Source organism: Algoriphagus taiwanensis (assembly GCF_036245645.1).
GTDB lineage: Bacteria > Bacteroidota > Bacteroidia > Cytophagales > Cyclobacteriaceae > Algoriphagus > Algoriphagus taiwanensis.
Genome location: NZ_BTPE01000001.1, coordinates 246,668 through 273,402, shown reverse-complemented (window position 1 = coordinate 273,402; position 26,735 = coordinate 246,668). Strand labels below are relative to the sequence as shown.

The 26,735-nt window shown below is 36.4% G+C and carries 24 protein-coding genes; 12 read left to right on the top strand and 12 right to left on the bottom strand.

The window, feature by feature from the left end:
• Positions 1-143 precede the first annotated feature (143 nt).
• From AAA938_RS01115 to AAA938_RS01105, 3 genes are all read left to right on the top strand, one after another.
• A complete protein-coding gene (locus tag AAA938_RS01115) occupies positions 144-1,262 on the top strand; it encodes an AAA family ATPase (RefSeq protein ID WP_338226803.1) in 1,119 nt (372 codons plus the stop codon).
• A gap of 84 nt (positions 1,263-1,346) precedes the next feature.
• Positions 1,347-2,225: a BT4734/BF3469 family protein gene (locus tag AAA938_RS01110; protein WP_338226802.1), complete on the top strand. Its 879-nt coding sequence runs from the start codon at positions 1,347-1,349 to the stop codon at positions 2,223-2,225.
• Between the two features lie 68 nt (positions 2,226-2,293).
• Entirely contained in the window at positions 2,294-2,620 is a 327-nt protein-coding gene (locus AAA938_RS01105) for a hypothetical protein (RefSeq protein WP_338226801.1), read from the top strand.
• A 16-nt stretch (positions 2,621-2,636) separates the two neighbouring features.
• On the opposite strand, the gene AAA938_RS01100 is transcribed toward AAA938_RS01105, so the two are convergent.
• Positions 2,637-3,455, bottom strand: coding sequence for a DUF4145 domain-containing protein (locus tag AAA938_RS01100; RefSeq protein WP_338226800.1), 819 nt, complete (start codon positions 3,453-3,455; stop codon positions 2,637-2,639).
• 27 nt (positions 3,456-3,482) lie between these two features.
• Positions 3,483-4,415 carry a helix-turn-helix transcriptional regulator gene (locus AAA938_RS01095; protein ID WP_338226799.1) on the bottom strand — a complete coding sequence of 311 codons (933 nt, stop codon included), beginning with the start codon at positions 4,413-4,415 and terminating at the stop codon, positions 3,483-3,485.
• Positions 4,416-4,866: 451 nt separating this feature from the next.
• On the opposite strand from AAA938_RS01095, the gene AAA938_RS01090 reads away from it, so the two are divergent.
• The 6 genes from AAA938_RS01090 (at position 4,867) to AAA938_RS01065 (ending at position 14,189) form a co-directional block, all read left to right on the top strand.
• Positions 4,867-6,402 (top strand): reverse transcriptase domain-containing protein, encoded by a 1,536-nt coding sequence (locus AAA938_RS01090; RefSeq protein WP_338226798.1) that lies wholly within the window; start codon positions 4,867-4,869, stop codon positions 6,400-6,402.
• Entirely contained in the window at positions 6,402-7,187 is a 786-nt protein-coding gene (locus tag AAA938_RS01085; RefSeq protein ID WP_338226797.1) for a hypothetical protein, read from the top strand. The genes AAA938_RS01090 and AAA938_RS01085 overlap by 1 nt, the downstream gene beginning before the upstream one ends.
• 58 nt (positions 7,188-7,245) lie before the next feature.
• Complete coding sequence (locus AAA938_RS01080) at positions 7,246-9,372, top strand: ATP-dependent DNA helicase (RefSeq protein ID WP_338226796.1); 2,127 nt, start codon at positions 7,246-7,248, stop codon at positions 9,370-9,372.
• On the top strand, positions 9,362-10,861 hold the full coding sequence (locus tag AAA938_RS01075; protein ID WP_338226795.1) for a tetratricopeptide repeat protein: 1,500 nt from the start codon (positions 9,362-9,364) through the stop codon (positions 10,859-10,861). Before AAA938_RS01080 ends, AAA938_RS01075 begins: the two co-directional genes overlap by 11 nt.
• 557 nt (positions 10,862-11,418) lie before the next feature.
• A complete protein-coding gene (locus AAA938_RS01070; protein WP_338226794.1) occupies positions 11,419-13,179 on the top strand; it encodes an AAA family ATPase in 1,761 nt (586 codons plus the stop codon).
• Complete coding sequence (locus tag AAA938_RS01065) at positions 13,179-14,189, top strand: hypothetical protein (RefSeq protein WP_338226793.1); 1,011 nt, start codon at positions 13,179-13,181, stop codon at positions 14,187-14,189. The genes AAA938_RS01070 and AAA938_RS01065 overlap by 1 nt, the downstream gene beginning before the upstream one ends.
• Before the next feature lie 201 nt (positions 14,190-14,390).
• Here the strand turns inward: AAA938_RS01065 and AAA938_RS01060 are convergent, their stop codons facing one another.
• The 6 genes from AAA938_RS01060 to AAA938_RS01035 all read right to left on the bottom strand — a co-directional run bounded on the left by AAA938_RS01060 (position 14,391) and on the right by AAA938_RS01035 (position 18,603).
• Positions 14,391-15,263, bottom strand: coding sequence for a M28 family peptidase (locus AAA938_RS01060; RefSeq protein WP_338226792.1), 873 nt, complete (start codon positions 15,261-15,263; stop codon positions 14,391-14,393).
• 101 nt (positions 15,264-15,364) lie between these two features.
• On the bottom strand, positions 15,365-16,051 hold the full coding sequence (locus AAA938_RS01055; protein ID WP_338226791.1) for a vWA domain-containing protein: 687 nt from the start codon (positions 16,049-16,051) through the stop codon (positions 15,365-15,367).
• Between the two features lie 39 nt (positions 16,052-16,090).
• Positions 16,091-17,092: a DUF4407 domain-containing protein gene (locus AAA938_RS01050; RefSeq protein WP_338226790.1), complete on the bottom strand. Its 1,002-nt coding sequence runs from the start codon at positions 17,090-17,092 to the stop codon at positions 16,091-16,093.
• Between the two features lie 2 nt (positions 17,093-17,094).
• The gene (locus AAA938_RS01045; protein ID WP_338226789.1) at positions 17,095-17,694 is read right to left on the bottom strand and encodes a hypothetical protein; all 600 of its coding nucleotides are present in this window, start codon (positions 17,692-17,694) and stop codon (positions 17,095-17,097) included.
• A 334-nt stretch (positions 17,695-18,028) separates the two neighbouring features.
• Positions 18,029-18,217, bottom strand: a complete 189-nt coding sequence (locus AAA938_RS01040; protein ID WP_338226788.1) for a hypothetical protein — start codon at positions 18,215-18,217, stop codon at positions 18,029-18,031.
• Positions 18,218-18,267: 50 nt separating this feature from the next.
• On the bottom strand, positions 18,268-18,603 hold the full coding sequence (locus tag AAA938_RS01035; protein ID WP_338226787.1) for a DUF4258 domain-containing protein: 336 nt from the start codon (positions 18,601-18,603) through the stop codon (positions 18,268-18,270).
• Positions 18,604-18,775: 172 nt separating this feature from the next.
• Here AAA938_RS01035 and AAA938_RS01030 point away from each other — a divergent pair, with 172 nt between their 5' ends.
• The 3 genes from AAA938_RS01030 to AAA938_RS01020 are packed head-to-tail and all read left to right on the top strand — an operon-like array spanning position 18,776 to position 22,805.
• Positions 18,776-20,245: a sigma 54-interacting transcriptional regulator gene (locus tag AAA938_RS01030; protein WP_338226786.1), complete on the top strand. Its 1,470-nt coding sequence runs from the start codon at positions 18,776-18,778 to the stop codon at positions 20,243-20,245.
• 47 nt (positions 20,246-20,292) lie between these two features.
• Positions 20,293-21,786 (top strand): hypothetical protein, encoded by a 1,494-nt coding sequence (locus tag AAA938_RS01025; RefSeq protein ID WP_338226785.1) that lies wholly within the window; start codon positions 20,293-20,295, stop codon positions 21,784-21,786.
• Positions 21,783-22,805, top strand: coding sequence for a macro domain-containing protein (locus tag AAA938_RS01020; RefSeq protein ID WP_338226784.1), 1,023 nt, complete (start codon positions 21,783-21,785; stop codon positions 22,803-22,805). The genes AAA938_RS01025 and AAA938_RS01020 overlap by 4 nt, the downstream gene beginning before the upstream one ends.
• Positions 22,806-22,859: 54 nt before the next feature.
• Here AAA938_RS01020 and AAA938_RS01015 read toward each other — a convergent pair whose 3' ends face one another.
• The 4 genes from AAA938_RS01015 to AAA938_RS01000 all read right to left on the bottom strand — a co-directional run bounded on the left by AAA938_RS01015 (position 22,860) and on the right by AAA938_RS01000 (position 26,572).
• Positions 22,860-23,303 carry a hypothetical protein gene (locus tag AAA938_RS01015; RefSeq protein ID WP_338226783.1) on the bottom strand — a complete coding sequence of 148 codons (444 nt, stop codon included), beginning with the start codon at positions 23,301-23,303 and terminating at the stop codon, positions 22,860-22,862.
• A 379-nt stretch (positions 23,304-23,682) separates the two neighbouring features.
• On the bottom strand, positions 23,683-24,243 hold the full coding sequence (locus tag AAA938_RS01010) for a hypothetical protein (protein ID WP_338226782.1): 561 nt from the start codon (positions 24,241-24,243) through the stop codon (positions 23,683-23,685).
• An 89-nt stretch (positions 24,244-24,332) separates the two neighbouring features.
• Positions 24,333-25,088 (bottom strand): hypothetical protein, encoded by a 756-nt coding sequence (locus AAA938_RS01005; RefSeq protein WP_338226781.1) that lies wholly within the window; start codon positions 25,086-25,088, stop codon positions 24,333-24,335.
• A 263-nt stretch (positions 25,089-25,351) separates the two neighbouring features.
• Positions 25,352-26,572 carry a hypothetical protein gene (locus AAA938_RS01000; protein ID WP_338226780.1) on the bottom strand — a complete coding sequence of 407 codons (1,221 nt, stop codon included), beginning with the start codon at positions 26,570-26,572 and terminating at the stop codon, positions 25,352-25,354.
• Positions 26,573-26,735: the final 163 nt, after the last annotated feature.

Genomic DNA, 26,735 nt, shown 5'->3' with positions numbered 1-26,735 from the left:
TGGGAGTCGGATAGATCATTTCTTACTAACCACCCTGCCACTTTAAGTGACCAATCAATTATTCAATACCCGCATTTGCGAGGGAATGCATTTACACCTTTACTAAAAGTCCTTTTATTGATCGGAATGGAGGCCGCTCTAGTATGAGACAGGTAAAAATTGATCCCAATACAGATTTAAATACTGTAGTAAAAGGTAATTCAACTCAAAAATTCGATAATAATAAGTGGCTGAAATTACTTAATAAGGTAAAAATTGATCCAAAAAAGCCTCTTCGCCAACCACCTGTTTGCTTATCAATAGTGGATAATGAAGGTAGAGAAGGAACCATAGGATCATTGGGTGACTTTTCCTTGATCATTGGAAAAGCCAAATCAAGAAAAACCTTTTGTATTTCCCTATTTATGGCAGCACTTACAAAAAATGGAGCAATCCATGATCGGATAAAAGGCAAACTCCCATCCGACAAAAAGAAAGTAGTTTTCTTTGATACTGAGCAATCTGAATATCATGTCCAGAAACTCCTCCATAGGATAATAAAAATGACTGGATCAAACTCTGATCATTTCGAAGCCTATAGCTTGAGAATATTTTCTCCGACCGAAAGACTGCACATTATCGATACAGCAATCCAAACCATCCCTAACCTAGGGGCTGTAGGCATCGACGGGGTAAGGGACTTAGTCACATCTATAAATGATGACGAAGAAGCCAGTTTAATTGCCTCCTATCTCCTAAAATGGACACAGGAAAAAAAAATTCATATTATAACTGCCCTGCATCAAAACAAAGGGGATCAAAATGCACGTGGTCATCTTGGATCAGAACTGGTCAATAAGGCCCAAACTGTTTTATCAGTTTATCTTCAGAAGGATAAAAGCATATCTCTAGTAAGAGCTGAATATTGCCGAGACAAAACTCCCGATCCATTCGCATTTGTTATTGATCAAGACGGTTTACCAAGAATCTTAGATGGTTTTGACGCCACCATAATCGAAGGTCTAACTAAACCCAATAAATCTTCCCCTGACCAAATCGAAAAAGATATACATCTAGAATCTCTGAACGAGCTTTTCAGAGAAAACTCTTCTCCAAAAGGGCCTGAAGTAAAATCCTTTCTTAAAGACAAATTCGAAATTGGAGCTAACAATGCTGGAAAGTTTTTGAATTACTATGAAGAGCAAGGTTGGATCAAAAGAATTGGAGATAAAAAAGCACCCAATTCCTATTTCAACCTAGTTCTTGAAGCCTTCAACAACTAACTCGTTTAATCAAGGGGCATAGGGTTTTAGGCATTTAAGTATGTAAAAATCCCTATACCCTTTTTGACATCAAAGTATTTAAGTATGGAAAACTTAAGAAATTCTGTTTTGAATGTTCAAGTATCGTGTTTTCAAAATTATAACACCACTTGGAATCCTGTTTCTATCAATTTGATGACATGGTTAACCTCTAGGAAGTATAAAGACCGAGTAGAAGCTATACGCTCAATTGAAGATAAAAAGCAAAGGGATGCACTTAAATCCACACTTCCTTGCATCACTCCTAGCGGGACTTTCTCATATCGGAGTCAATCAAATCTTATCAATCATTCGGGACTGATTCAGATAGACCTCGACTTGTCCCCAAAAAATCAACTAATAACAAACTGGGAGGACCTAAAATCCGAATTGGTTAACCTATCAAATATTGCCTACCTGGGAAAGTCAGTATCCGGAACTGGATATTGGGGACTGATTCCAATACCACCTGACCCTGAAAATCATGCACGTTACTTTGATGCCCTATTTGAAAAATTCCTTAAAAACTGGGGAATTGAATTAGATACTAGGCCGAAAAACGTTGCATCACTTAGAGGATATTCGTTTGACGATGAACCCTACTTTAATCATAATCCAAAAAAATTTCTCCTGAAGAAGGAGGCATTTAATTTTAATAGAAAAACATTCAAAATTAATCAAGATGAATCAGGTCTAGAGCAGATGCTAATCAATAGATTAGAAAATGCTCAACCAGGAGAGATGCATTCTGAAAGACTAAAAGTTGCAAGACTTGCTGGAGGATATGTTGCAGCAGGAAGACTTGACGCAAGAATTCTTGACAAATTAATTGAAAACTACTTGAACAATTTCAGCACCATAGATAACAAGAGCATTCAAAAGAAAGAAATCAAAGCTTTGAGAGATGGATTTGAAAATGGATTAAGATCACCCCTATACGATTGAAAAATCAAAGTGCATAAATTTATGACCTAACCCCCTCTCCAATCCACTAAATCAATATTATATAGACTATGAAAATAAATCTCCAGCAAATAGAAGCAGGAATTAGATATTTCTTAACTGAAGGCAATGAGGAATTGACACCAGGAGAGAAGTTTGTTCTTATACTTACTTCAAGGTTACTCGAGCAACATCAGGTGGTTTCAAAACAGGAGATCTGCGATAAAAACCAAGCTAAAAAAGCCACAACTTATGGTTTTCTAAAATCCCTTGAGAATAAAGGTTATATCAGTTCAGACAGGTCAAATCAGTACTACTCTAGGTCTTTTGTGTCCTTAACAGAAAGAGGGCTATTCTTTAAAGTAAGAATGCTGAAGTTTATAAATTCTTCCAATTAAAAAATGACATAATAGCCTACCACAGGTCGGTAAGCGGATCTAGGAATACAACGCAAATAAATTGAAGGTTGAAAACCACAAAGAACATCAGTTCAAATGACCAAATTCTAGCAAGTATTCCTTGCCTTCTAAATTCTTTAAAAATTAACCATGCCATAATTGATGTTGTCAGAATTAATACCAAACTATAGAATGCAGAAATTATAGAACTAATTATTCCAAACTTCGAAAAAGCACCTTCATAAGTAAATTTGAAAGGAGCTTGGAAATCTTCAGGAAGAATCGAATGAAATCGAATAATTAGGAAGGATAATAAAAAATGCAATGAAACAAGTGAAATCGTCTTTAACTCAGTGAACATTTCAAAAAAATAGTGCCTAAAGGAGAGTTGGGCTTGAACTGGTTCCGGTAATTCAGATTTTTCTAAAATTCTAGATCTGTACCAATTTAAAATTGAAAATATTAGATGAATGCTCATAATAGCATCTTCAAAATTTAAAGGAGAGGTTATACTTGAGTGCCTCGCCAAATTTCCAAGGATTCTTAAGTTGTGAATCCTCGATAGAATATTACTAGGAATCAAATTTTTAAGTGAATCTGACTGTAATATTTCAAACAAATTTTTTGGTGCATCAGAATTGGGATTGTACTTTTTCCAAATGTTTTTAAATACATCTTCTAGAATAGCAGATACCCTTAAAAGACAACTATCTGGATCAGATTCAAGGTAAAACTTAATTTTTTTAAATTGATCTCTGTAATCCTTAAAGCTATTTTCAAGAACAATCAATTTGGTTTGAACAATTTCAATTTCTTCTGAGTCTTGTCTTTTCATGCATTACTTTTATTTGATGCCAAAATTTCAATATTGAGCTAAAGCATTTTCTATTCTTAAAAGAATTTTCTTAATCAACGCTACCGGCTCAAGTATTTTCACTGATTCGCCATACGATAAAATCAATCTTTCAAATTCATAATTTGGGATTAACTCAAGTTTTACTTCGAGGGTATTTGTGTCAAGCCACTTACTTTTCTGAGATCCGTGAATAGGCTTACTTTCAATATATCGACCAGTTTTTCCAAAAAAATGTAAGACTATTTGTTGAATGGGCTGTCCATCTGGCTTGGTAACTCCCATGATGTCTTCAAAATATTCCTCCCAGTTTATTTCGGTATTCTCTTTAAAAGGGATTGAAAGTTCTTCTAGATCCAAAATTCTGTCAATGGCCAAATTCCAGTCAGATTTTCCATTCATCGGATTGTAGCCGAATAAAAACCATCTTCCATTATACTGCTTTAAATAATAGGGATGAATAATCAGCTCGTAAGGAACCTCATTTTGAAAGGGTTGGTAACTTGTTTTTAACGGTGTCTTGTGTTTTAGCGCATTGTAGAGTGTTCCTAAATGATCCTTCCCTTTCAAATATTCATTGGATTCAAATTCCATCAATTTGGTTTCAGAGTCAAATGAGTTAATTCCTTGCCTCAATTTTGGAATCATTTCACTAATCCAATCAAACTGAGGCATTCCTTTGAATTGCGAAAGGATGTCAACTGCATCATTAAGCTGATTGATCTCTACCTCATTTAGCGGCATATTGTTAATTGAAAAATTAAGGTCCTTGTAACGATAAAAGACCTTTTTCCCATCCTTATGACGTTTCAAATCTATCGACCAGCCCTCTGAACTTTCCATAAATGAGATGTCATCAAAAATCTGCCTTCTCGAAATTCCTTTGGTCTCCGGATCGATTTCTGCTAATACTTTTTCACACTCCTCTATCAGACTATTCATAAAGTAGCGCTTTCCTGGATTTCGAAAACAAGAATCCAAGACTTTGTATCTGATTAGGGCGTTTTTGTTAGTTGACATTTTTGGTTATTTTCAGTCCGTTTGGGATTAGGTTGGCTTTTGATAAGTCTCAAGCTTTTCTTGAATAATTAAATAAATATAGGAAAAGCTGCTTTGCTGTGAAGAATCACTGCACAGTAAAACTTTTCCTTTGTGGAAGTTCTTTGAAGACCTGTCGAAAACTATTGATTTGTGCCAACTGGAAATAACCATAGGGTTGTATCAGAGCGGTTGGTGTCCTGAAAATTCAGGATGAATGGTTGAGTTAAATAGAATTATTCATTAAAGAATAATGAAATTTTTCTTGAATTAGATTTTTCTATTTTATGAAATATATAGTTCATAAACGGAGAATATACCGGCAGGTCTTCTTGAACTTTTTAATTTGTCAGCCATGCTAACTGAAAATCAAGTCAAAGACGTAAGGGAAAATTTTAAAAGACTTCAGACCAAGGAAGATCTTTTGAACTTGATCAATTTGGTTGCCGAGTGGATTTATGGGGAAAAGGCATACTCTTTTAGTATGACACAGCTGACTAGGTATGCTAATGCCAACCTAGGAGGGAAAAGGTATTTTAAATTTCAGATAAAAAAGAAATCCGGAGGCGAAAGATCAATACATGCCCCTATCGGAAAGCTAAAATCACTTCAACAAGTATTAAATATAATCCTTCAGTCAATTAATGTGCCTCACGTTGCTGCAACGGGATTTGTCCCCGGCAAATCTATTGTAGATAATGCCAAGGCTCATATTGGCCAGCGATATGTCTATAATTTAGATTTAAAAGACTTTTTCCCATCCATCGAACAGGCAAGAGTATGGAAAGTACTTCAATTGCCCCCTTTCAATCTAAATAAGGAAACTTCACCTGAAATTTTTTCCATGCCTTGGGAAGAATTCTCAACTCAGGTTTTAAAGTCTAAGGATATAACCTTCCAAAGGTATCGTTACTCTTATGTTTCAGAATTCGTAGTTGATGAAAAGTATATTCCGGAAACTGACCATCCTTTTTATGAAATTTTCACTCCACTCCCCTCTAATCAATTCAAGGTTAAGCTTTTTGCATCTGGTTCCATAGATCCTGAAAAACCCATTTATGTAATAACCAAATCGTATCATTCTCACTGGAAATTGGACAATGACACCAGAAAAGCGGCCTGGCTAGTTAATGAGATTCCAACCTTGGGCAAATTAGAAATCGCCAATATAATTGCTGGAATTTGCTGTACCGAGTTAGAAGTGGAGCGAAAAGATCCCGAAAATACCTGGGTTAAGGTCAAGCGCAATGTGTTACCACAAGGAGCCCCGACATCGCCAACGATTACAAATATCATTTGCCGAAAAATGGATCATCGATTGCAAGGTGTGGCCAAGCGATTCGGGCTTCGATACACTCGATATGCAGATGATCTAACCTTTAGTTCAATGCATAATGTCTACCAGAAAGATTCAGAGTTCATTATTGAACTTGAGAGGGTTATTAAAGATCAGGGATTTGAAATAAAAGAGTCAAAAACCCGGCTTCAGAAAGAAGGATTTAGACAAGAAGTCACAGGCCTGGTGGTCAATGAAAAAGTAAATGTTTCCAAACGCTATATTAAGCAGCTCCGGATGTGGCTGTATTACTGGGAAAGGTACGGGTATGATAGGGCATACTCCTTTTTCCTGGCTGAATACCTCAAAGACAAAAGTCATATCTTAAAGGGAAGACCTGATATGGCAAGTGTCATTAATGGGAAATTAAACTATTTGAAAATGGTTAGTGGCGAGAATTCTCGATATGAAAAATTGTTGACCCGATTTAAAAACCTTTCAGAATCTCCCGTCAGGAAAAATTCTAGGATTGGCCACCTAAATCGGGTTCTTGACCTGCTAATGACAACCGGACTCGATCAAGCCTTAGAAATCTACAACCCCCAAAAACCCTGATGGATAAAAATAAATTAGAAAAACTTCTTCTGTTTATTGCTGAAATAGCAGAGCTACCAGAAAATGAATGGTTTAAATCGAAGCTTCTACTTCGTTTGGGTTCAAGTTCAAAAGACTTAGGTAACTCCTCACTTGATGAGATCTATGAGTTTTGCATAGAAATGATCATTAAGGATCAGGCAGCAAGATTTTATGAAGGTTTTAAAATCAGCTCTATCAAAGAAAATTTGATTCAGGATTTTATCCGAATGGAAAGATTCAAAAGGAAAGATGACTTTGAAGATTTTTGTTTGGCAGGATTTCAACAAGTTGAAGGAATAGTAAATCACTTGGTCTCCTCTCCTATTTTTCAAGGAAGATTTAATTCGTTAAAAAGTTCTCCCTCGATTTTAAAATTTGATAAAATTACTAGACAATTTACTAGATCAGGAAATCAAACAGTAGCCAGCTTGATTTTCATGACTAATGATCAAAATAAAATTATAGAACACTGTGGTAAACAACCTGTCGATTGGTTTTTTAAATATCGCCTGAGAGCAGTCTTATATTTCTTCTATTTTAATGAAGAGTTAAAGTTTAGCACCAATGAATTCGATTCAATATATAGTACAGGCAATCAACTGTACCTTATTAGAAACTCAAATCATCGAGGAGGAAATTCAACTGATTATCAGGAAAGAGAAAAGGAAGAGATATTGTCCAATTTCGACAGATATTACTTTAAGTTTTTAGGTTTTCTTGAAGATTTCATTTTTAAAGTAAACAGTAACTTGGAAAAGGTCTAAAATACCTATGCACTTTGACTGCACTCCTCTCCATTAGCTTTGATTCAGATTTAAAACCATGAGCATTCTAACCCATTTCAGCCACTTATCTTTAAGCCCTGACCAAGAAAAGGCTTTGCAGGATATCGACCTGTTTTTGGCAAATGATAGCCAGGTCTTTATCCTTAAGGGGTATGCTGGAACGGGCAAAACCACCATTCTCAAGGGAGTAATTGACTTTTTAAGTGCTCAAAAAAAGCAAGTGGAAGTAATGGCTCCTACTGGCCGGGCTGCCAAAGTACTTAGAGACAAAACTGGAATTGGTCAAACTATCCATAAGACCATCTATAATTTCAAAGAACTAAAAACCACAGAAGATGATGGGGATGATGCAAGCTCCTCCTTTCATTATTTTTTCCCCATTCAACAAATTGAAGACAATGAAACGGTATTGATAATTGATGAAGCTTCTATGGTTTCCAGTAAGGAATCCCATCATGAGCTTTTTACTTTCGGAACAGGTGTTTTATTGAATGATCTGATAACTTACACCAGAATTCCGGTATCCAAATGCAAATTGATTTTGGTGGGAGACCCGGCACAGTTACCTCCTGTAGGAGATAATAAATCCCTGGCATTAAGTGAAGAATATTTCCAATCACTTGGTTTTAAAACTGCCTCAGCTACCCTCACGACTGTCAAACGTCAGGATCAAAATAGCATTCTGGAAAATGCCTTCAGAATTCGCTCGCTGATTGGAAATAAGCAAAAATCGTATTTTCAATTTCTTTTTGATCAAACCAACTCGTTTGAAATACCGACTGACTTGGTCCCACATCAATATGTCAATGAATTTCCAATTCCTGAAATCGGAAATGGGGTCGTCATCGCTTTCAGCAACAGCCAATGTCACCAATATAATATTGCGGTAAGGGAAAAATTATTCCCAAATCGGACTACCATCCAGCCTGGGGATGTTTTGATGATTATTCATAACAATTACCATAGTTACGGGGTGGAGTTAATGAATGGGGAGATGATCAAAGTCATGGGTGTAAATTCCTCCATCGTGGAGCGAAAGAATATCCCTGTCTATGATATAATCGCAGGAAAGAGAGTAAAAAAGCATATTACGCTTGCGTTCCGGGAAATCACCATCCGACTGGCAAATCAGCCTGAGGACGTGAATTGCCTTATCATAGATTCATTGCTCAATTCCCCAAACAAAGACCTTAATATTCTTGAATTGAAAGCTCTTTACGTGGATTTTGTGATGCGTTTCAAGGAAGAGCAAGAAAAGAATAAACAAGAGGGAAAGGTCACTTTTAAAGTTGGATCGCCTGAATTCAAAGACAGATTGAAATCGGACCGATTTTTCAATGCGGTCAGGGTTAAATATGGCTATGCTATCACCTGTCACAAAGCACAGGGTGGAGAATGGGACACGGTTTTTGTGGATTATTATGGACGGACCAGTTTGGCTGACGATCCCTTGAGATGGAGCTACACAGCTACCACACGTGCACGTTCAAAATTCTATGCAGCAAATGCTCCTTTGATTACGCCATTTTCCAAGTTTAAAATTAATTCAATTAGTCATTTGACTAATGTGCCGGAAAATGCACTTAGTCTATCTTTAGTGCCTGTGTCCCCTTACCATAGGGAAAATCAACATTTGACTAAAAGTCTGAAGTATTGGGAACTCCAGGAGAAACTTGAAAATACTCCTTACCAGATCAGCCAAGTTCAAAGCTTGGGTGAATATAGGGAACGGTATTCTATCAAGAGAGAGGATGAAATTTTGGTTATTGATTCGGACCACAACAAAGCCGGTATTTTTAATGATTTTCATTCGATTGCAGGAGCAACTCCAACTTGGAAAGAGGATTTGCTTGATTTGATCAACCGTCCATTTCAATTCGTCTATTCGATTGATTATTCTCCCTCTCTGGAGATTCTGAAAAAACTATGGGGCATTATGCGATCGGCTACAGAAGAAACAGGTGTCACCATCACCAATGTAGAAGAAAAACCTCAGCAGTTTTTTGTAACTTATTTTCTAAAAACTGATGCAAAAGCAGCAATGATCCAATTTTACTTCAATGGAAAAGGGCAGCTGACCAGTGCATTACCAAAATCCACCGAAGATTCAAACGATCAGAAACTTTCACGTTTGATTCAAAAACTTCAGGAATATGCCAGCTAAAGAAATCAAAGAACTACGTCAGTCTGGAAGGCTTGAAGAAGCTTTGGAAATGGCCAAGGCTGAACTCGAAGCTAATCCGGAAAATATCTGGACCAAGCGAAATCTCGGTTGGGTGTATTATGAGTATTTAAAAGTCAATGCTTCTGCAGAAAGCTTTGAAGACTTTTTTTCCTGGCTAAAACAGTTGGTCGATCTTCAATTTCCAGAAGATGAAAAGATACTGTTCGATTCTCTTTCTTTTCAGGTAGGTAAGCTAGTGTTTGCGTTATCCAAAGAAGAACCTATTCCGGTTCAAAAAATCAAGCAGTTGGCTGATTTGATCAGTAACTTCCATTTTCCTAAACCATCAGATGGATACAGTTACCTGCTAAAAAGTTTCCATAAAGGCCTAAAAGACAGCGGGTATTACCTACAATTCATGGATTGGTGGGGTTTGGAAAATCTTTCCGAACAGGATTTTCAAAAGGAAAAACTGCCAACCGGTAAAGAAATCATGGCCTTGGCCGAGCAGGTGTATATCGCCTATGCTAAGCATCTCCTACCCCAGAGAGACATGCAGGGGAATGTTTATTTCAATAGAGAAAAAGCTGAGGAATTCTTGCCCCACCTTGAGGCGTTGGGTGAAAAATATCCCAATTACCAGTACCCCCCCTATTTCCAGGCCAAACTTCTGTTGGCCTTAGGAGATCATGAGGACGTTTTGTCTGCATTAATTCCTTTTGCCCGAAAAAAGCAAAATGATTTTTGGGTATGGGAGGTCTTGGCTGAAGCGGTAGAACAGGAACCTGAAAAGGTATTTTCCTGTCATTGTCGGGCATTGGTTTGCACCAGTCCGGAAGAGATGTTGGTTGGAGTAAGGCAAAAGATGGCAGAAGCTATGATCCAACAGAAACTTTACAATGAGGCTAAGACTGAGATCGAAAGAATTTTGAAAGTAAAGGAAGCTCATGGGCATAAGATCCCTGGGATCATCAATCAATGGGTAAGTCAATCTTGGTATGCTGAAGCAAGGACCTTGGAATCCAATAAATCCTTCTATCGACAGCATACAGCTCTAGCAGAAAGCATACTATATTCGGACACCCCTGAAGAATTGGTTTTTGTAGAGTTTGTCAATTCGGACAAGAGCATGCTTAACTTTAATGCTTCCGAAGAAAAGTTTGGCTTCTTCAAATTCGATCGGTTTATGAAGAAAGTCCAACCTGGAGAAGTGCTATCAGTCCGATTAAATGAAGGGGCAAAAGGTGGGCGTTACAATGTCTTGACCTGCAAGAAAGTAACGGATGATTCCTTCAAATCCCAATTTCAAAAAGAAGTGGAAGGGACTGTCAAAATCAAACCTGGAGCAAACTTTGGATTTATTGGGGATGCGTTTATCCATCCAAGCCTTATCACAAAATACAAGCTCAGCGATGGGCAAAATTTCAAAGGAAAAATCATCAAAACCTATGACTCCAAAAAGGAGAAGTGGGGATGGAAATTGATTTGAACCTCCTAAAAGCAATAATTGCAGATGCACAGACTTAATCTTTACATAAAATTTATTAGAATACAAAGTAAGAAATTCAAAAAGAACCATTTTAGATCAACAATAAATATTTAAATATATAATAATTTAGACTTAAATATTAAACATCATGGAAATTTCAATAGTGATCAATGGAGTAAAATATTGTGCAAATCTAGTAAGTCATAATAGCATCGAAGAGTTTAATAAAACTATAAGATCTAATTTAAGATTACTATTAGATATGAGTAAATTTTCATTAATTGAATCCTCAAAAAATTTGACAATCATTAGGTATAAAGGAGTTGGGATTTTATCTCTAACAATAAAGGAGATTGAAAAAGAAAACTATAAGGAAAGAATTTCATCTATTAATCGTCTTGAGGAGCTAATAACGAATGAAGTAATTCGAAGAGTTGCTAATTTATAAGAAAAGAAAAAGATTAAATTTATAGTCTAAGGCCTCTTTTTCATGTTTCGCTTATAATTCCCTAAATGCATCTAAGAAATCTTTTTCGCAGAACCGAATAAATAAAACCATGCCATACCTCCATACTTTAGGATTAGAAAATTTCAGACTCTTTAAAGAAAAAGCTGTTTTTGATTTTGCTCCAATAACCTTATTGACTGGACAAAATAGTTCTGGAAAAAGCTCATTAATCAAGTCACTCCTTTTAATGAAAAGTAGTATCAACGAAACTGGCGGGATTGAAGAGCTTAATTTTTCTGGTGGCAAGCATCATCTAGGCTGGTATGGCCAAGTCTTGAATTTCAAGAGCGAATCCAATGAGTTGGTTTTTACTTTTGATTTCCCGTTTCCTCAATTGGTTGAAAAAACCTTAATTGATCTAACATATCATTCGCAATCCCGAAATTCTCTATCTGGAAAACTGAAAGCGATGAAAATATATTTTGAAAGTGGAGAAATTATTTTTGAAATTAAAAAAGGAGAAAAGAAATCTGAATTTGATTATATTGAGGATTATGAAAAGTACGACCTTACCCACGGCTATAGTCATCTCTATTCCTTTTATCCGATAGAAGTTAAATGTGATTTTAGAAAAATTATTGAAAGCTTAAGAAATACCTATAATGGGAAATATAATGGCAAATTAATATCCTCCAATCCTCGCATAAAAGAATTACCAGGATTAACACGTCATTTCAACAGAAATGGAATTAAGGTGTCTGAGTTTGTTCTTCCGCATATTTTTATAAATTTTCATATTAAATTATTCCCAGAGAGTAACCAAAAAAGTGAAAATACAACACTATTTAGTGGGGTTGAAGAAAGCTTTCAAAAAAACTTCACAAATCAACTTGATATATTTTCACAAGGTATTGAAATAGAATACATTTTTGAAGGAGGTGGGCGTTATTATTCTGAATCTTTTGAAGATATATTTTTATACACCTTATCTAATATCCTAGATCAATTATCTATTAAAGTAAATAATACAGGTTTTTTTGAAAGCGGAGCTCCTACCAAGAAGCCAACATTACCTTTAGCGGAATTTGGAAAATTTGTTTTTGAAGAGTTTTTTGAAAAAGAACTTGGAAAATCTTTTAAAAGTGTGATTGATCTTTTTTCTAGTGTTGATTCATTATCATCATTTAGAACCAATACCGAAAGATTATATTCATCTACAGGGCAGATGGTGGAAATGAATAAGTTACTTTGGGAATTTGGTCAGTATGGAGAGAATGTTCCCTATGAAATAAGAGAATTTATAAATAATTCATTGAAACTCTTTGATATTGGGGATGAGATGATCATCAACACAATTCAGGGTGTTACTTCCGAAATATTCATTATTAAAAATGAGAAAAAGATATTGTTAGCAGACCTTGGTTTCGGTTATTCTCAATTGATTCCGATAATTCTAAAAATTTCTCTAGGCATTATTAAAAGAGCTAAAGAAGATTTAATGACCCATAATATTCCCCCAACTGTATTTTTATTGGAAGAACCAGAAAGCAATCTTCACCCCTCTTTACAATCCAAGTTGGCTAATTTTCTTATAAATGCGGCTAAGGAATTTAATATTCAATTTGTAGTGGAAACTCATAGTGAATATATGATTCGAAATTTCCAATACCTCACGGCTAAGAAAGAGCTAGACCCTATGAGTACAAAAATCTACTATTTCAACCATCCGGATTCTGATGAGTTCAAAAATTCACCTTTAAAGGAAATAAACATCTTAGAAGATGGTCGATTATCAGCAGAATTTGGTGAAGGATTCTTTGATGAGATTCCAAGACTCTTGGCCTTTTTGTATAACTCAAGTTCCAATTGATGAAGACGATTCCTGCACGATCAGTAATTGACTTTCCTACAATTCAAAAATTGAATGATCTTCGAAATTCTATTTTGGAGAATAGCTATTTAATTGAATTTTTCGCCGAGTTTAATAGGTTTTTTTACTCTTCCGAGATTCTGGCTTTATGTCCAAATGAGTTGGATAAAAAGACCATTGACAGTAATGCGATTTTAAGAAACCTCATTGATCGATCATTTTCAGGACAAAGAAATATCACCCTAGATAAGAATCATAGTTTGAATAGTCCAGAGGTTTTGGAAAAAATTCCTCCGATGTTGATGAATGTACTCTTTAGCACTACAAACGAACCAGAGTCTATTCATTATAAAGAATGGCTAAAAATGAACTCTCTCCCGAATTCCTGGAAAAAATTCAGCAATAACCGGGTATCCTTAATTAATGTGGGAGGGAAAAATGCCGAATTTAAATCTTGGGAAGATTTTGGAATAAAGGATCTACCACTATCATCGCTGGTAATTTTTGACCCTTACCTATTTACTGAAAAAGAATTGATTCAGGAGAATATCGCGAAGCTTATCAATGGACTAGTGGATTTTGGACGGCTTACTACCCCTATTAAAATCCTTTTTGTTGTCGGAGGTGATGTAAATAAGAGATTTTCTCCTGCGGATTTTATTTCAAAGCGATACCAAGAGGTAAAAGATTTGTTGGAAGGTAATTTTTCGGATAAGGTTGAATTCTCTATTGTGTTTTTACAAAATTCATTTTTCCACGAACGCTGTATCCTATCCAATTACTTCTACATGATAGCAGGCAAGGGATTCAATTTTTTTACATCGAAAGGAAAAATAGATCAGAAGACCCATAATACAGTCACCGTTAAGTATCTCTCTGATCTAAATTCCATAAAAGAGTTTAAAAAACTGGTTGATGATAACTGCTCCCTGATTTTCGATACCAGTAAAATACTAGACATAAAAGGAAATTGGGAGGATAATGAGATCATTCAATTTGCCAGAAAATGATCTTGGTTCATTTTTTTCAAATTGTGAGTAAAAGACTCATATATCCTCCCTTTAAATTCATCAGATCTAAGATCTCATTTATGGTACTGAAGGTTTGAGAAGATCCATAAAAATTGTGTGCTGGCTATAGGCTATATTTTAAATGGCTTTCTGGAAGAAAAATCACCCCGTTACCATTCGTCAAAACGTTGGATTTCAAATCTATTTACTGCTAAAGTTCAAAATGGAATAGATTGCCGCATCAACGACGCCACTCATCTTTTTGAAATCTAACGTATCGATAGTGTCTCCCAGCTCGTGGTAATTCGGATTTCTAAGAAAGGAAGTATCGTTAATCATCATCGCCGGGATGCCAAAAGTCCAATAATTGCGTTGATCAGAGAGGCCGGCAAATCCATTTGATTCAGGCATATTGACTTTCTCTACTTCAATGAATCCGCCCTCTTTCATACCCTTAAAAACCTGATCGTTAAATGAAGAAAACTTCTCAATTCCTACCGTCATGATAAAATTCCCGGTTGATGGGTAAAGCTTTTCAAAAGAAGGATCTGGGAATTTTTGACTTCCAGGCTCATCTGAAAAGTATCCAATCATTTCGTAGCAAATCATTCCTAGAATATTTTTCCGGTTAGGGGCTATGGACTTTGCATGAACATAGCTTCCCATTAATTCTGTACCAAAGAAAGGGGGCTCCTCAAGGCAATAGGCCACAAAATCAATCCCAAAATCCAGATTGGGTTTATTTTCAGAAATCAGCCTGAGAGTTTCCAGAAGACCAGCTACAGCACTGGCATTATCGTCAGCACCGGGTGTATTTCCGCATACATCGTAATGTGCTCCTATGATCAGTCGTTTCTCTTTTTCTGGTTGATAACTACAGATGACATTACTGTAATCGTTACCTAAAGCGGTCCATGTTTGGAGATGAGTTTCATACCCATAATAGGTCATTTCCTTTACGAGGTAGTCTTGAATTTTTTTGAGGCTCTCGAGATTTCTATAATTCCTAGCCGGATATACATCAGTCAAGCATTGAACGTCCTGTACTATTCGAGCTACTTGAGCTTTCTTCATAGGGCTGTTGATTTAATATGAAATTTCCACTCCAATAAAAGGAGTGGAAATTGGTTGAAATGGATAAAGAAGAATTGTTGATTAGTTAGGGATTATCTCTATTAAAAGGAAATGTCCCCTTTATCAAAAAAATCACGCTTCTTCTGGTTTCTTTCTTTTTGCTTGATATAGTCCTCAATTTCATCATTGACCAAATTAAATGAGGTCTTAAAACTCTTCTTATCAAAACTGAATGAATTTCTATTTCCTCGATCTAGGTCTTTCGTCACCTCAGTCACATCTAGTCCTGCTCCAAGGAATAGGAAGTTCCACTTTTCTGTTCGCTCGCAAACCTGGATTATTTCTTTGATATCCGCCGCTGTATGCCTCTTGGAGGCATTTTCGTGGCCATCAGTCATAATCAACATAACCACATCGGAATCATCAGAATTTAATCCTTCACCAGCCTTCTTTTTGATAAAATCTATGCTTTCACCAATGGCATCAAAAAGTGCGGTCATCCCATCAGGATATATGGTACTCCAGTCGATTCTCGCATTTTCGACATTCATCAGCTCCTCTGAAAACTGAAGTGCCTGGTTAAATCCACAAAAGGAGAAAATGATCTCTGAATTCGAATTTTCGGTTTGGATTCTTTTCAAGTCCAACAGCTGACTGTTGATCACTTGTTGGGCTTCAGCCCAGCAGGATTGCATGCTTCCGCTTCGGTCCAAGACCAGGTGGTAGTAGGTTTTCTTTTTCATAGAAGGGTTTTCTCTGTTTTGAGAAGTGGTTGATTGATTATTCATCGGTTTTGAATGATTGGTCTTTTGGGGGATTGGAATTTATTAGCCGATTTTTCGGATGTTCTCGTAACCGGAAGCCAGTTGGCGGATTTTTTCCGCTCGATGACCAAGAAGTCCATTCTGACGAAGGATTTCCTCCCGTCTTGCCATGAGGTTATGAAGCCTTCGTTCACCGACTTTCTCTTCCGCATGGAGCATTTTTTCAAAGAGGCTTTCAGCAGTCTTTGATTTGTACTTGAAAGGGAAAAATTCCAGACAGAAGAAAAATAGTGTTACCGCTGCGTAATAAAAGAAATTGGTCAAACCACTGAAAGCAAACTCATGAAGGTCTCTAACCTTGCTTATCAATGAACTTCCTTCATTAATGACAGCTTTATTTGCAACGGAGTCTGCTTCGCTATCCAATCGGGTTTGTTCTGATGCAAATAATGCATCAATCTTATTCAGAGCCATTTTGGCTTCTTGCATTCTTTTTTCTTTGGCAATAGCAGCTGGCCCCAAACCGTATTTTCCTGTTCCATTAGTCCCATCAACTTCGGAAATATATTCTTTGGATACCTGGCCGAAGTTATCATTAGCAACCTGCCTCTCAACTTTTAATCGCTCAAGTTTACCTCCAAATTTTATCTTGTATTCAGAGATTTTATCCTCTTTCATGTCTTGACTTTTTAATGCCTGATATTCCTTCAGGTCTCCAGAAAAAATCATCAAGTCCATTGCTAAAGAACCTAAAGCTGTAGAAAGAATGGCTATTAAAACCCTGAATTTTGCCAAACCGCTGGCTCCGGGTTCTTTCGATTGAACAATAAATGCTCGATCAATAATCAAAATTAGGGTGGCAAGACCAGCTCCAATCAAAAGAGCCTTTGGCAATGATGCCCCATACAGGTTGGTGGAAAGGTAATAACCTGAGAAGAACCAAAGGGATACAGGTATCAACACCAATGTCCCCATTGTGATGATCTTCTGCTTACTTACTGTGGTTTGGGCTTTTACTACCTCGTAGTTATAGCCAAAGAGTGCGGAGAATAGTCTAAGTAACATTATTACAGCGTGTTAAAAGGCTTGAACATCAAATTTTCATTGCTCCACATTCTAAAGCCTTTTTTGAAACCAGCCTTATATCGTTCCACTGATTTCTCAATGTACCCTTCTCCTACTGCAGCAAGATCAAACTGCTGCTTCAGGTCACGCTTTTGCTCCTGAAGCCTTTCTTTTTGAAGCATTACTTCCCTGTACTCATAGGGCATTAGCTCCTCGAATTGAGGCGCCAAGGTCCTTTCGATTTTCAAGAGTTGATCGTCTATCTCTTGAATAGCCTGCGCATATACCTCCTTGAAATCACAGGCAATCAGATTGATGTTCTGATCCATTGTTTCAAAGGTTGGATCATCAAAACCATCCCTCATACCCATACCATAATAGTCTACAGACTTAAGGTCTTCAAGTAAGCTTTTCTTGGATCGTCTTTGATCCAAGGAATCTGAACTTGGGAAAAGTTCGCTCGGGTGCCTGTCCTCCGTAAAGATTGACTTGTCAATATAGGGTACCTGTGTGGCCATAGGCTCAGAAGGAGCTAAGAGTTGAGATTGTGGCTCTACCGAAGCGGGAGCCTTTTTTCCGAAGAGTTTGTTGAAAATGCTCATAACGTATTTAATGTTAGATTTCTTTGGTTGGAATAGGGTATTGTTGGTGCCCCAGGTGATGACATGAGTCGCAAATGGTGATCAAGAAGTGAGAATGATATTCCCAAGGTTTAAGCCATTCACCCGTAAACTTTTTCCGGTGATATTGCCGGTGGTGAACCTGTAAGCCAGATTGAGCCCCGCATAATCTGCAGCGATGCTGATCCCGACCCATAATTTGAAGTCGTAGGCGTTTCCATCGAGGGTCTTCTAGTTGGCCTTGGTAAAGGTTTTTTAAAGGTTGGATTTGTTCTGTCATGGATATATCGGTTGATCCTTGGCGATCAGCAAATTATTATTGATGATTGAATTTGGAATAAGCCTTGTTTTTTGCTCTTGCATCAACCCATAGACTAAAGAATGTCAAAGTCAAAAGCGGATGAATAATCACGAAAAGCCAAATATTTATTTCTTTATAAGTCATCCCGAAGGGAACCTTTAGGAGGTGGAGGAATTCCACACACAAGTCAAATAGTGTATTCATATCGATTTAGTAGTTGATGTAATATTTTCTAAGGTGAGACAAAGTTGAAATCAACCTGTGCAACCTTTCTGCACTGATGGTCTTGCCAATCTTTTTGACTTCTTCTTTACTTCATGCACTGCTTTTGGATTCTTATAGCAAGTGATGACCTCTGTTCGATTTTGGTTGGTGATCACCAGTAAATCACGAGTATCTTCCAGCTCCTTTTGGCCTAACACCTTTGATTTTGACTTGGGGAGATAATGGAATTTCAATCCCTGCTTATGAATGATCTCTCCATACTGGATCACCTTTAAGACCGCTTGCTCCTTGATGCCTCTTTGAGAAAGTCTGGCCTTACCGTGAAGGCTGAATTTGATGTCGAACTGTTGGACTTGTGTGTTCATGGCCGCTTGTTGTTAGTTTGGTTTGTGTGGTATGCTTAACTAATTGCAAGCGATGATCCAATTGATCAAAAAATAGTTATTTATCTGTTTTTCAGTATTTTAAAATTTTTATGATAAATTTTTTACGAATAAAAAATATGCGTAATATTGATAATTACGCAATTTTATCTTTATGAGGGTTCTTATTTCTTGGCTGGCATTTAACAATGACTATCTAAAATCCTCTTCGGAGTCAAACTATAGAATACCCGACAATTCGGGGCCTACTTTTTCTGTGCACCAACATTTTTGGAAAGAGGCCGAATATGATAAGCATATCCTGTTGAATAGTAGTCCAAACGAGAGGGATGTCAAAAATTTCAAAAAGTTTGTTTCTGACTTAAAAGAGGATTTTAAAGGAAGGCAAATTGAGGGAAGACTAGTCGCTATTGAAGATGTGATCTGTGTACCTGAAATTATTGCCAAACTGAATCCTTTATTGGCAGAATTTGCTCAAGACCAGATTGAGGTTTTTATAAGTCCCGGAACTCCCGCCATGCAAACCGCTTGGTATCTTTTAGGTACTTCCTATAGAAGTAACCTTAAGTTGTTTCAAACCCGAGCAGGTAAGTTTACTGACAACAATAAACCTGAACGGATCTACATAGACCTAGATTCAGACCTATTTCCAGCCAATATCACAGCTGCGGAAAGAGTGATTGATGGTCCAAACACCACAGCAGGTACTGGAATTAAAATCACCAAAAGCCTGGAGCCAATTTATGCCAAAGCTGAAAAAATCGCACATACGGACCAGGTAGGAGCTTTGATTTTGGGAGAAAATGGAACAGGAAAAGAAAACTTAGCCAGATTTATACATGATCATTCCAATCGGCGAAGTAAACCTTTTCTCGCGGTAAACTGTGCCGCCTATTCGGATGACTTGTTGAGAAGTGAACTCTTCGGGCACGAAAAGGGATCATTTACAGGAGCTAATGAAAAGCGAAAGGGTGTACTTCAAGAAGCTCATGGAGGTACCGTCTTTTTGGATGAAATCGGCGATATCTCTCCCAAAATGCAGGTCACTTTGCTTCGGGTTTTGCAAGAGCGTAAAGTTCAACCGGTTGGATCTTCTAAGGAGATTGAGATAGATGTGCGATTCATTACCGCTACCAACCGAAACCTGGAGGAATTGTGTGATGCGGAGAAATTCCGCTGGGATTTATTTTTTCGCCTAGCAGTAACGAAACTAGAGCTGCCCGCACTTAGAGAGCGGGGAGGTGATGAAATCGAAGAGATGCTTCACCATTTCAATGACTTGTTGTTTACCAAATTTCCAAAAAAGAAAAAGCTCAAGGTCAGCTCAGAAGTAATCAAAAAGCTTCGGACCTATGGATTCAAAGGAAATGTAAGGGAGCTAGAAAATCTCTTTATACAGTTTTATACATTTTGCGAAAATGAGATAAAATTGGAAGATCTTCCACCACGGATAATTGAAAACAGATCTGACCCCCGGTCATTAGCTGAAGTAGAGAAAAGCCAGATTCTTAAAATTTATGGGGAAGGAAAAAGGTCTCTGGTGGAGGTTTCATTAATCTTGGGATGTACACGGGATACCTTAAGGAAAAAACTGAAGGAGTATGGGGTTTATAAGGGGGATTGACACAATTTTTTTAAGTTAAACTAATATTTAACGATGATAATCAAACTATGGGATTGCCAGTGAACAGCTATACACTTTTTGAAGCAATTGCTCAAAATGATGGAGAATTACTAAAGAAAAGAATTCCAGTCGACATTAAACTTTTAGCCATCCTCTTACATGATCCTGAATCAGATCCAGATTTCGATCTTGAAGTTGGTAGAAGTTTTTACAACTGGCACCTCAACTCAGGAAATGAATTATTATTTACTGCTCTGGCAGACCCTCCAGAATCATGGATGGCTTGGGCAAGAGAAAATAAAGGCCAATTTTTTGGGAGTAATAGAGCAATAAATGAATTGTTTAATCCAAAAAATATCTATCAAACTTTTAATCCATCTCTTACAGCATTATTTATTTCGGAATACTTAAAGATTCCTTTTGGGAATCTTCCTGTCATACTATTTACCCCTGATTTAAACCTGCCCTATTTTCATTGGATGCCGACAAATGCAACAGCAGTAAGCAGTCAATTAGATTGGTTAAAAACGATTCCAAAAACTTATGAATTGCCATGGATTAGAGGAATAAATCATTCTCTTAAGGTTAGAAAAGTGAGGTTGAATACCCCTTTCAGTTCTATACTTGTTGATTTAAGTAGAAAAATTTCTGAATTAGGACTAAAAAATTACTATCAACACGTAGACAGCCCTGAAAATCTCCTTTCAAGACCACTAAATAAAAAAAGAAGCGACAGCGAGATTGAAATTAACTTATTCTATCAAGGTATTGAGTTTTTAAAAAGAAAAAAGGACGAGTTTATTGATTTTGAATCTGGGTACAGTAGGGCTGATAAACCTAGGTATATGATTATAAAAGATCTCGAACCTAAATTGTATCAAAGAAAAGAATCTGACCTTAAAAAATCTTTTTTTCAGAAATTATTCAATTATCCTTCAAAAAAGAATCTCGTAAAGCCTAAGAGTTTTGAGGAATTGATCCATGAAAATCAAATATTCCTTCAGAGGGAATCTAAATTGTTTTTTAAGCAAGGGATTGAAATGGTAAATTCTCTAGAAAATACTTCTTTATTTGACTACTCACCATTAATTCTCCCTTTTGCAAAATCTTTTGAAAAAGAATTGTCCTATTCGATTGTTCATTGGGTAAGAAGTAACTATGATATTAAACTTCCGCTTTATTTCTATGAATATGAACCAGGTAAAAATGCTCAAGTAATTATGGGTAGGAACTTTTCAATTGATTTTAATCAATCTTTAAACGACTCTTGGGTTAGTCCAACGTTAGGTGGTCAGATATCCGGTTTCAAGAAGGCTGTATCAAATTTTGGAAGCCACCCATTTAAATCAGATGAGGATTATCGGGACTTCTTAAATCTAGCCTATCAAATAAAAAATATAAGAAATAGGGCTTGTCACTCTGACAGGACCACCAAATCGGATCTCGATAAGATTTTAAGTTGTTGGAAAAGTCTCTTTGAAAAAAGGTTTTTTGAAACGCTTTCCCAAATTAAAAAGGAATACATGGGCCAATCATCATGAGCTTGATTAACTCAATTGACATAGATACCAAATCGGGCTATCGATCTTTTGAACTTCATCAGGGAGATATTACCCAGTTAGGATTCCCGGTTGGGGCGGTTGTTGTTTCCGCATTTTCGGGAGGCTATAATCCTGTGCCTGGAACAATTTTGGGGGCTTTCCATGATAAAGGAATCTCCGTAAAGCAATTATTCAAAAACCTAACCTTCGATTATAGAAATCCTTTTGGAGTGTGGGTTGCTGAAAACACGTCAGAAGTCATAGACTTTGACTATTTATTTTGCTTGGAGATTAAAGGGACGGATTTCACCATTCAAGAAGCGATCAGGAACCTATTCACAGTTTTGACAATAGCTGAATTGAAGGGGCTTGAAATAAAGACTCTAGCCATTCCACTTCTAGGTACCGGACTCCAAAAAATCGATCCTTCTGAAATTGTAGAAGATTTGATCCATTTGAGTCTTGACTTTTTAAAGTACAGCCGGCATTTGGAAAAAATCATCTATGTGGCTTTTGATGATGACAAAGCAAATATTCTACATTCTGAAATGAATCGGATCTTGGGAAGAAATAAGGTAATTCTTCCTAAGGGAGAGAAAATTGAGCTTCTAAAAAGTGGGATCAAAAGTGAAATCGAGAAAATCAGAAACCTTGGAGTGGATGATGAATCATTTCGAAATATTCTTGATGCATTCAAAAGAGAAGATTCATCAGCCTATGAATTCGGATCTACCTCAAGGAAAGTACTTGAATTTGTCATTGATTCCTTGATTAGGCCCGAACTTAACATTTCCCTTTTCAAAAAAATAGCTATCCTGAACCAATCCAAAATAGCCAAGTGGTATATCCAATACTTTCACCTAGTCAGGGAGTTTGGAAACCTAAACGTTCACCATCAAAGTGATTTTCAGGTTCCTGCTGAAATGGAACTTGCCGATGTAGAGATGGGGCTTTCGGCTCTTTTAAGGATTCTGAGTTTTTTCAAAAGCTACCTTAAAAAGGAACTAGTGATCGATTGATTTTAGGAAAATTAATTCTTCGATCCATTTCAGTTAGACACCAAAGCTATGTTTTCAGCTTGCTTGTGCGTCTAAAAACCGATTGATATGAAAGGTCTCTTTTTCAATTGACATTCCGGGCCAAAGCTCCTGGTCTTCTAAAAACTGAACTCCGATTCTATCCTCCCAGAATTTTTTCAGGTCAGCTGTTTTGTTGAAAACCCGGTATTGAAGAGAAATTTCCTCCCCTTTTTTGCCAAAAATGTTCTTAACTGTGACAGTCTTAGGAAACAAAGCCTGGTATTCCTTAGAAGTTCCCGAATACCTCCCCTTCCTGACCAGCTCAAAATCTGCAGACAATCTGGGATCTAATTTGTAAACCAGCATTTTAATTCCACAAGGGTAGGAGTAATGTCGAAAAAACAATTTGGTTCTCAGGATTTCAGCTTCTATAAACTCCATAAATTCAGTCTCATTATTGGGCCTAAACGCGAGAAAAATACAGTCTTTACACTCCATTTCAGCTGATTCATCCTTTAAATAAGCGTTTATAAATCCAAATTTTTCCACTTTTTTTGGTTCAAGTCCAATAGTGCGAACCATAAAGACAGTTGTAATTGCTTTTTTAAAAATCATTTCCTCTGTATTTTTTATTGATGAATCAAAATTCGGGGATTTCTGTGCAATGTTTGTGTACAGTAATCGAAAATCATTTAAATAGAAGATGAGTTATTAATAAGGGACTTTTAAAAGTAAAATTTATTAGTTTTAAAAATATATTTCATTAGAATTGCATACAATTAGAAACTTCTATTTCAAAAATTATTAGGAGTTGATTTTCACATTTCAGATAACAGCCAATTAATGTAGCCAATGGGTCCTATATATTGGAAATAGATCAAGGAGAGGGCCAAGCTTTAAAAGACAACTCTCTTATACTCTTGTTTAGAGTAGCCCTTTTATGGACCATACCTGTATTGTCATAAATTTCTATAAATTCATAGATTTGATTATCTTTTTTTACCCATTTTCCTTCAATCAAGTTACCATCATATGACAAATAGTCAATTTGATATTGACCAAAAGTTATTTCATCCATACTTTTAACTTTCGATGTTTTTTTGTTATAATTCTCATAAAATTTATCAACTTTATTTTTATCATCTTGGTATATTGCATCAAACGCACAGCATTTTAAATTTGAGTTGAAATATTTATGTCTTTGGATTTGACTCTCTAATGAATCAATATATTCTTTATCTATAGTTAAAACTAAATCGATGGACACAACATCCTTTCTCCAGCTATTATTTTCACCATTATATTTTATTTTGTAATTCCCATTCAACCATATTCCAAGTTGCCTCTCTAAAAACTTTATTTTATCAATTTTTTCACTGCAAGAAGAAAAAAAAATAAAAAACACTAATAGACAAATATGACTCCTATTTTTTATCATAATTATTATTTAAATTTTTTCATTAAGAAAAACCACTCAAATAAAGTTTTTAAATCAAATATATAAGGAAACATTTTTTATATAAATTCTCACTTTCCTCTCCCATTATTTCTTGGTATTGGGCTGAGCCTTATAACCATCCTATTTCCATTTTTTATAATAGGATAATAACCTCTAATCTCACCTTTTTCAAGTTCAAGCACCAAAGGGTCTTTATTGGAACCCTCTATCAATTGCTGAATCAGTTTTTTCTCGTCTCCAAAAGGTACAAATACCAATTTTTCAAAAGCCAGATTGACAAGTGCGACTGAATCAGATCCTGTGTTAATTTCTATCCAATTCTCTTGGTCATTAACTTCCCGAATCATGATGACCTCGGCCTGAAAAACTTTATCATTACTTCGTTTAATATCCTTTAAAATTTCTTTTGTTTTGGAAATTTTAAGGCTATCATCCACATATTCAAAAATCTTCTCCAAACTGCCTCGATGGGCTTTGACTACCTCTGCTGTTATTACTTGAAATTCCTTGAGCCGGTTTCTTTGAATGAAATAATCACCGATCCAAGCGGACAAAATGAAAAAAACAATCGTTCCTAGTCCCCATTTAATAACATTCTTTCTAAGATAGGTAGGTTGAGCGGATTGTTTTAATTCTTTGATCTTGGCTTCTGCTATCAGGTCTATACTCAAACTTATATTAATTACTGCCGCCACTGCGATAATTGCCATCCCCAAAAAAAGGACTATGTCCATAGAGCCCCCTGAATAGATTTTAGAATCAAACAAGCTGGTAATGATTACAAAAAGAAACCAAAGCAAAATTAAAGCTCCTGAATAAATCATCACATAGGAGGAAATGCTTCGGATTAGAAGCTTGAGTTCATTCTTCATGGTTAGCTGGTGATATATTAAATCTATAATTTGTGTGCTATCAAAAAAATATCCTTGCTTGATTTTTAAGTAAAATATTAGGTAACTGCATTGTCACCTATTGAAAATTTTTTAAAGAGATTCAGTATATCTATGATACAGGCTTTGATTCCCTTAATCTAATTGTCTGCCAATTAATTGAAAGTCAATAATCTAAAGCCGCCTAGATATTTTGATTATTGACTTGCCCCTGAAGGGAAAGAAAAAGGAGGCTCTTTGAGGTTAAACGGGATAAATACACCCTGTTTCCTAAACTTCTCACGTACTTCCCAATGGTAAGACAAGAGGTAGTTTACCTGAAATAATTCCCAACTACTGGTACACTGTTCGATGAAACTATCGTATTCCGTTGGGGTTAATGCGAAATAATAATCTAGCCATACTTTCCGCTCTTTCGCAAACCATCCTAAAAATGATTCAATGGTTTCCCGAAGTTCAGGTTCAAAGTTCAGGTCTTTAGAAAAGGGAAAATTTAATTTACCCTCGTATTCTTCCTGTTCCAATCGGGTAAAGGTAGAACCATGTAGCCGCCAATACTGATAGTCCTCCATCCGGTTTTCTATTTCCAAAAGCCATTTTATCAAATCTTGATGACTTATTTCAGAAACATCAACCACACTAAACCTGGCAAGGTCCACCTTGAAATCTTTAGTAAACCTTGCCAAAAGGTCGAGGTAACTATAGAATACAAGGAAGTTATCCCATTTCCAGAATTCTGTTTTTGAAGGGCCATCACTATCAATCGATAAATAAGTGGGTTCGTGAGTAATTAGCCAAGCTTTGATTTCTTCCAGAGTTACCATCTCCCCTTCTTTCTTGCTTTCCCAATAATAAGCTCCTTCTAGAGCCCGCTGTAAATTGATTGGATAGTTTTCATCTTTTATAACCTCGGTTTTATCGTCTTCATAAACCCAAAAATAAACTTGGCTTCCGAGGTCCTCGATCAGCTCATTGGTCACTAAATGATAGCATGGAAAGATATCTTTAACGAACTCAACCCCGTTAACATCCTTTTCTAAGACAAATCTTAGATCAAAGTGATCTCCAGGGTATCCATGGAATTTGAATCCAAGTCTGTTTGGGAAAATATCACATTGTCTACTGCAACAAGCCCCAGGATAATAGGTAAGTCGTGAATTTTCTGGATCATCTTCATCAACAAAGTTTTTAAAAAATTCACGCAATCGCTCTAAAAATATCTCTTTTGGAACGTCATAATAGATGGGCTCCTGTAAAAGCAAATCCAATCCAGCAACATCCATACGGGTAAAGCAGTCTAAAACTTGGTCTAGGTGACTTGTCATATTTAATACTTTAAAAGAATGGTCATTTTCTTTCTTATCCTCTCTATACCTCCTTGGGAATCCAACATACTTATTTTTAAACCAGGATTTCATTTATCAAATCGCAAGCTTAATTGTTCTTCATTAATGAAAAAAGGGCCATTTCTTGCCGCGTAATTTGACAAATCTTTAATCGTAACACATCCGGTAAACCAGTCTGCAAAGGCAAAGGTCTCGCATAGAAATAGATAATCTAGGCCTGTATGTATGTAATCCT

Excerpts from the sequence above, each read along its gene's own strand:
- AAA938_RS01115 (WP_338226803.1), top strand. The coding sequence starts at position 144 with ATGAGACAGGTAAAAATTGATCCCAATACAGATTTAAATACTGTAGTA.
- AAA938_RS01110 (WP_338226802.1), top strand. The coding sequence starts at position 1,347 with ATGGAAAACTTAAGAAATTCTGTTTTGAATGTTCAAGTATCGTGTTTT.
- AAA938_RS01105 (WP_338226801.1), top strand. The coding sequence starts at position 2,294 with ATGAAAATAAATCTCCAGCAAATAGAAGCAGGAATTAGATATTTCTTA.
- AAA938_RS01100 (WP_338226800.1), bottom strand. The coding sequence starts at position 3,455 with ATGAAAAGACAAGACTCAGAAGAAATTGAAATTGTTCAAACCAAATTG.
- AAA938_RS01095 (WP_338226799.1), bottom strand. The coding sequence starts at position 4,415 with ATGAATAGTCTGATAGAGGAGTGTGAAAAAGTATTAGCAGAAATCGAT.
- AAA938_RS01090 (WP_338226798.1), top strand. The coding sequence starts at position 4,867 with ATGCTAACTGAAAATCAAGTCAAAGACGTAAGGGAAAATTTTAAAAGA.
- AAA938_RS01085 (WP_338226797.1), top strand. The coding sequence starts at position 6,402 with ATGGATAAAAATAAATTAGAAAAACTTCTTCTGTTTATTGCTGAAATA.
- AAA938_RS01080 (WP_338226796.1), top strand. The coding sequence starts at position 7,246 with ATGAGCATTCTAACCCATTTCAGCCACTTATCTTTAAGCCCTGACCAA.
- AAA938_RS01075 (WP_338226795.1), top strand. The coding sequence starts at position 9,362 with ATGCCAGCTAAAGAAATCAAAGAACTACGTCAGTCTGGAAGGCTTGAA.
- AAA938_RS01070 (WP_338226794.1), top strand. The coding sequence starts at position 11,419 with ATGCCATACCTCCATACTTTAGGATTAGAAAATTTCAGACTCTTTAAA.
- AAA938_RS01065 (WP_338226793.1), top strand. The coding sequence starts at position 13,179 with ATGAAGACGATTCCTGCACGATCAGTAATTGACTTTCCTACAATTCAA.
- AAA938_RS01060 (WP_338226792.1), bottom strand. The coding sequence starts at position 15,263 with ATGAAGAAAGCTCAAGTAGCTCGAATAGTACAGGACGTTCAATGCTTG.
- AAA938_RS01055 (WP_338226791.1), bottom strand. The coding sequence starts at position 16,051 with ATGAATAATCAATCAACCACTTCTCAAAACAGAGAAAACCCTTCTATG.
- AAA938_RS01050 (WP_338226790.1), bottom strand. The coding sequence starts at position 17,092 with ATGTTACTTAGACTATTCTCCGCACTCTTTGGCTATAACTACGAGGTA.
- AAA938_RS01045 (WP_338226789.1), bottom strand. The coding sequence starts at position 17,694 with ATGAGCATTTTCAACAAACTCTTCGGAAAAAAGGCTCCCGCTTCGGTA.
- AAA938_RS01040 (WP_338226788.1), bottom strand. The coding sequence starts at position 18,217 with ATGAATACACTATTTGACTTGTGTGTGGAATTCCTCCACCTCCTAAAG.
- AAA938_RS01035 (WP_338226787.1), bottom strand. The coding sequence starts at position 18,603 with ATGAACACACAAGTCCAACAGTTCGACATCAAATTCAGCCTTCACGGT.
- AAA938_RS01030 (WP_338226786.1), top strand. The coding sequence starts at position 18,776 with ATGAGGGTTCTTATTTCTTGGCTGGCATTTAACAATGACTATCTAAAA.
- AAA938_RS01025 (WP_338226785.1), top strand. The coding sequence starts at position 20,293 with ATGGGATTGCCAGTGAACAGCTATACACTTTTTGAAGCAATTGCTCAA.
- AAA938_RS01020 (WP_338226784.1), top strand. The coding sequence starts at position 21,783 with ATGAGCTTGATTAACTCAATTGACATAGATACCAAATCGGGCTATCGA.
- AAA938_RS01015 (WP_338226783.1), bottom strand. The coding sequence starts at position 23,303 with ATGGAGTGTAAAGACTGTATTTTTCTCGCGTTTAGGCCCAATAATGAG.
- AAA938_RS01010 (WP_338226782.1), bottom strand. The coding sequence starts at position 24,243 with ATGATAAAAAATAGGAGTCATATTTGTCTATTAGTGTTTTTTATTTTT.
- AAA938_RS01005 (WP_338226781.1), bottom strand. The coding sequence starts at position 25,088 with ATGATTTATTCAGGAGCTTTAATTTTGCTTTGGTTTCTTTTTGTAATC.
- AAA938_RS01000 (WP_338226780.1), bottom strand. The coding sequence starts at position 26,572 with ATGAAATCCTGGTTTAAAAATAAGTATGTTGGATTCCCAAGGAGGTAT.